Annotated in this window: 1 rRNA gene; it reads right to left on the bottom strand. The window is 51.2% G+C overall.

Annotated elements, in window-relative coordinates:
• Positions 1-1081: ribosomal RNA gene (locus tag JaAD80_RS29745) — 23S ribosomal RNA — on the bottom strand; the annotation flags it as partial.

Raw genomic sequence — 1081 nt, 5'->3', positions numbered from 1 at the left:
ATTCGTGCAGGTCGGAACTTACCCGACAAGGAATTTCGCTACCTTAGGACCGTTATAGTTACGGCCGCCGTTTACTGGGACTTCAATCAAGAGCTTGCACCCCATCATTTAATCTTCCAGCACCGGGCAGGCGTCACACCCTATACGTCCACTTTCGTGTTTGCAGAGTGCTGTGTTTTATTAAACAGTCGCAGCCACCAGTTTATTGCAACCCTTTCACCCTCATGGAGTAAACCAATCAAGCTACCGGGGCGTACCTTTTCCCGAAGTTACGGTACCAATTTGCCGAGTTCCTTCTCCCGAGTTCTCTCAAGCGCCTTAGAATACTCATCTCGCCCACCTGTGTCGGTTTGCGGTACGGTCTCGTATGACTGAAGCTTAGAGGCTTTTCTTGGAACCACTTCCGATTGCTTCGTGAATAAATTCACTCGTCCCATCCCCTTGAATTGCGCACCCGGATTTGCCTAAGTGCCTTCTATGAGACAGAAACTGACTATTCCAACAGTCAGACAACCTTCCGCGATCCGTCCCCCCATCGCATCATACGACGGTGCAGGAATATTAACCTGCTTCCCATCAGCTACGCATCTCTGCCTCGCCTTAGGGGCCGACTCACCCTGCTCCGATGAACGTTGAACAGGAAACCTTGGGCTTACGGCGTGGAGGCTTTTCACCCCCATTATCGCTACTCATGTCAGCATTCGCACTTCTGATACCTCCAGCATCCTTTACAAGACACCTTCGCAGGCTTACAGAACGCTCTCCTACCATATGCTTACGCATATCCGCAGCTTCGGTGACTGGCTTAGCCCCGTTACATCTTCCGCGCAGGACGACTCGATCAGTGAGCTATTACGCTTTCTTTAAATGATGGCTGCTTCTAAGCCAACATCCTGACTGTTTTAGCCTTCCCACTTCGTTTTCCACTTAGCCAATCTTTGGGACCTTAGCTGGCGGTCTGGGTTGTTTCCCTCTTGACGCCGGACGTTAGCACCCGACGTCTGTCTCCCAAGCTCGCACTCATCGGTATTCGGAGTTTGCAATGGTTTGGTAAGTCGCAATGACCCCCTAGCCATAACAG

Origin of the sequence: Janthinobacterium sp. AD80, from assembly GCF_002878455.1 — a bacterium.
Classification (GTDB): Bacteria; Pseudomonadota; Gammaproteobacteria; order Burkholderiales; family Burkholderiaceae_D; genus Janthinobacterium.
This window is presented reverse-complemented; position numbering and strand designations above follow the sequence as displayed.